General features: G+C 73.2%; 3 protein-coding genes and 1 riboswitch. Of the genes, 2 read left to right on the plus strand and 1 reads right to left on the minus strand.

Features of this window, described 5'->3' with window-relative positions; genetic code table 11:
* Window positions 1-104: 104 nt before the first annotated feature.
* Window positions 105-1553: a glycine hydroxymethyltransferase gene (locus tag ACFUEL_RS37590; RefSeq protein WP_380242379.1), complete on the minus strand. Its 1449-nt coding sequence runs from the start codon at window positions 1551-1553 to the stop codon at window positions 105-107.
* A gap of 31 nt (window positions 1554-1584) precedes the next feature.
* Window positions 1585-1691: riboswitch (ZMP/ZTP riboswitch) on the minus strand.
* Window positions 1692-1874: 183 nt separating this feature from the next.
* Between ACFUEL_RS37590 and ACFUEL_RS37595 the strand changes: the two genes are divergently transcribed.
* Window positions 1875-2390 carry a DinB family protein gene (locus tag ACFUEL_RS37595; RefSeq protein ID WP_380242381.1) on the plus strand — a complete coding sequence of 172 codons (516 nt, stop codon included), beginning with the start codon at window positions 1875-1877 and terminating at the stop codon, window positions 2388-2390.
* Window positions 2391-2516: 126 nt separating this feature from the next.
* Window positions 2517-3008 (plus strand): hypothetical protein, encoded by a 492-nt coding sequence (locus ACFUEL_RS37600; RefSeq protein ID WP_380242383.1) that lies wholly within the window; start codon window positions 2517-2519, stop codon window positions 3006-3008.
* The last annotated feature ends 37 nt before the right edge of the window (window positions 3009-3045 follow it).

The following is a 3045-nucleotide window of genomic DNA, read 5'->3' on the forward strand; positions in this document are numbered from 1 at the left end:
GTGGGCTCGTTTTTTTTTATAAGCGACCGGGGGGCGGCCCGGCCGGCGGGGGGGGGGGGGGCCCGGGCCGGGGGCGTCCGGACGGGGACGCGGGGGAGGGAGGATCAGCCGAGCGTGATGCCCGGGTAGAGCGGGTGGTCGGCGAGCAGGTCGACCGCGCGCTTGGCGACGGAGTCGCGGACGGCCTCGTCCAGCGCGTACTGCGCCTTCGAGGAGCCGACCGGCACGGTGGCCGTCAGCACGGTGTGGATCAGCTCGGCGACCTCGTCCAGCTCCGCCGCCCCCAGCCCGCGGGTGGTCAGTGCGGGCGTGCCGAGCCGGATGCCGGAGGTGTACCAGGCGCCGTTCGGGTCCTGCGGCACGGCGTTGCGGTTGGTGACGATGCCGGAGTCCAGCAGCGCCGCCTCCGCCTGACGTCCGGTCAGGCCGTACGAGGAGACGTCCGCCAGCACCAGGTGGTTGTCGGTACCGCCGGTGACCAGCTCGGCGCCGCGCGCCAGCAGGCCCTCGGCGAGTGCACGGGCGTTGTCGACCACCTGCCGGGCGTACACCTGGAACTCGGGCCGGCGGGCCTCCGCGAAGGCCACCGCCTTCGCCGCCATCACGTGCGACAGCGGGCCGCCGAGCACCAGCGGGCAGCCCCGGTCGACGTGCTCGGCCAGCTCCGAGGTGCACAGCACCATGCCGCCGCGCGGGCCGCGCAGCGACTTGTGCGTGGTGGTGGTGACGATCTGGGCGTGCGCCACCGGGTCGAAGTCCCCGGTCAGCACCTTGCCCGCGACCAGACCCGCGAAGTGCGCCATGTCGACCATCAGGGTCGCGCCGACCTCGTCCGCGATCTCCCGCATCCGGCGGAAGTTCACCAGCCGCGGGTACGCCGAGTACCCGGCCACCAGGATCAGCGGCTTGAACTCCAGGGCGATCCGCCGCACCTCGTCGTAGTCGACCAGACCGGTGGCCGGGTCCGTCCCGTAGCTGCGCTGGTCGAACATCTTGCCCGAGATGTTCGGCCGGAAGCCGTGGGTGAGGTGGCCGCCCGCGTCCAGCGACATGCCCAGCATCCGCTGGTTGCCCAGTTCGCGGCGCAGCTCGGCCCAGTCCTGCTCGCTCAGGTCGTTGACGTTGCGCACCCCGGCGCGCCGCAGCGCCGGGCTCTCCACCCGCTGCGAGAGCACCGCCCAGAACGCCACCAGGTTCGCGTCGATCCCGGAGTGCGGCTGCACGTACGCGTGCTCCGCGCCGAACAGCTCGCGGGCGTGCTCGGCCGCGAGCTCCTCCACGGCGTCCACGTTGCGGCAGCCCGCGTAGAAGCGGCGGCCCGGCGTGCCCTCCGCGTACTTGTCGCTCAGCCAGTTGCCCATCGCCAGCAGCACGGCGGGCGAGGCGTAGTTCTCACTGGCGATCAGCTTCAGCGAGGCGCGCTGGTCGGTCAGTTCCCCGGAGATCGCCGCGGCGATCCGGGGTTCGACGGCGCGCACCACGTCCAGGGCGCTGCGGAAGGCGGTGTCGGCGGCGGGGCTGCCGAAGGTGTGTGCGGACACGGACTCGACCACGGGCGGTCTCCTCGTAGTACGGAACGACGATTCGGACGGCCCAGGCGCACGGCGACAGCACACGGTGCCCGAGGACACCACACGGAGCCGCTTCCCGATGGTGACTTCCATCCCAGCGCGCCAGTCACGGCTCACCGCGATGCTACCAACCGGCGGAACGGAACCGGGACGGACCCCGAGGAGCCCGAGCGGTCCGGGGAGTTCGAGGGGCCCGAGGAGCCCGAGCGGCCTGAGCGGCCTGCGGGGAGGAGGGGAAGAGGGGAAGAGGCGCGGGGGAAATCCCCTGGTGCGCCGGGGGCGGGTATCGGCATGATCGGGCGCATGACATGGACCGTTCCCGCCACCACCCGCACCGGCGGCTCGCTCACCGCGCCCGAGGTCGAGCTGCTGCCCGGCTACCTGGCCTGGCACCGCGCCACCTTCCTGCACAAGTGCGCCGGGCTGACCGGCGAACAGCTCGCACTGCGCCCGCTGCCCGCGAGCTCGCTCTCGCTGCTCGGGCTGATGCGCCACCTGGCCAAGGTGGAGCGGACGTGGTTCCGGATCCGCTTCGCGGGGCAGGACGTCCCGCCGCTGCACGCGGTGGAGGGCCACAAGGACGCCGACTTCGACCTGCTGGAGCCGGAGCGGGCCGAGCAGGAGTACCGGGCGCTGCTGGAGGAGCAGCGGCTCGCCGACCTCGCGGTGGCCGGGGCCGGGCTGGACGACAGGCTGGTCGCGTACGGGGAGGAGATGTCGCTGCGGACGACGTACCTGCACGTCATCACCGAGTACGCGCGCCACAACGGGCACGCCGACCTGCTGCGCGAGCACACCGACGGGGTGACCGGCGGCTGAACGGCCGGCTGCCGGGGGTCGCCGGGGGCTGTCGGGGGCGTCGGGGGCGAAGTGGCTTGTCGGGCAAGGGCGCTGAAGCGGACCCGGGCCGGACGGACCGTCAGATGAGCGGATAGCATACTGAGTATGGGACCTCTCAAGCCGAACGTGCCCGAGCTGATCCTCGGGCTGATCGTTTTCTTCGCCCTCTTCTGGGTGCTCGGCAAGGTGCTGCTGCCCCGCATCGAACGCACCCTCGCCGAACGCCACGACAGGACCGACGGCGGCATCGCCCGCGCGGAGGCGGCCCGGGCCGAGGCGGAACGCATCCGCCAGGAGTTCCAGGCCGAGCTCGCCGCCGCCCGGCACGAGGCCGCCGCCATCCGGCAGACCGCCGCCGAGGAGGGCGCGGCCCTGGTCGCCGCCCTGCGGGCGGAAGGGCTCCAGCAGCGCGAGCAGCTGGTGGCCGAGGCACAGGTGCAGCTGGCCGCCGACAAGGTGCTGGCCGAGGCCGAACTGCGCGAGGACGTCATCAAGCTGGCCTCCGAGCTGGCCTCCCGGGTGGTCGGCGAACCGCTCGGCGACCTGCCCGCCACCCGCGCCGTCGCGGAGGAGTTCCGCAACCGCGCCGAGGTCTGACGCCCCACCGGGGGGAAGCGGGCGGGCCGCCCGGTCC

It is taken from the genome of Kitasatospora sp. NPDC057198, from assembly GCF_042670125.1.
Classification (GTDB): Bacteria; Actinomycetota; Actinomycetes; order Streptomycetales; family Streptomycetaceae; genus Kitasatospora.

What these genes read in the sequence shown, in the direction of transcription:
- ACFUEL_RS37595 (WP_380242381.1), top strand. Translation starts at nt 1,875, where the DNA reads ATGACATGGACCGTTCCCGCCACCACCCGCACCGGCGGCTCGCTCACC.
- ACFUEL_RS37600 (WP_380242383.1), top strand. Translation starts at nt 2,517, where the DNA reads ATGGGACCTCTCAAGCCGAACGTGCCCGAGCTGATCCTCGGGCTGATC.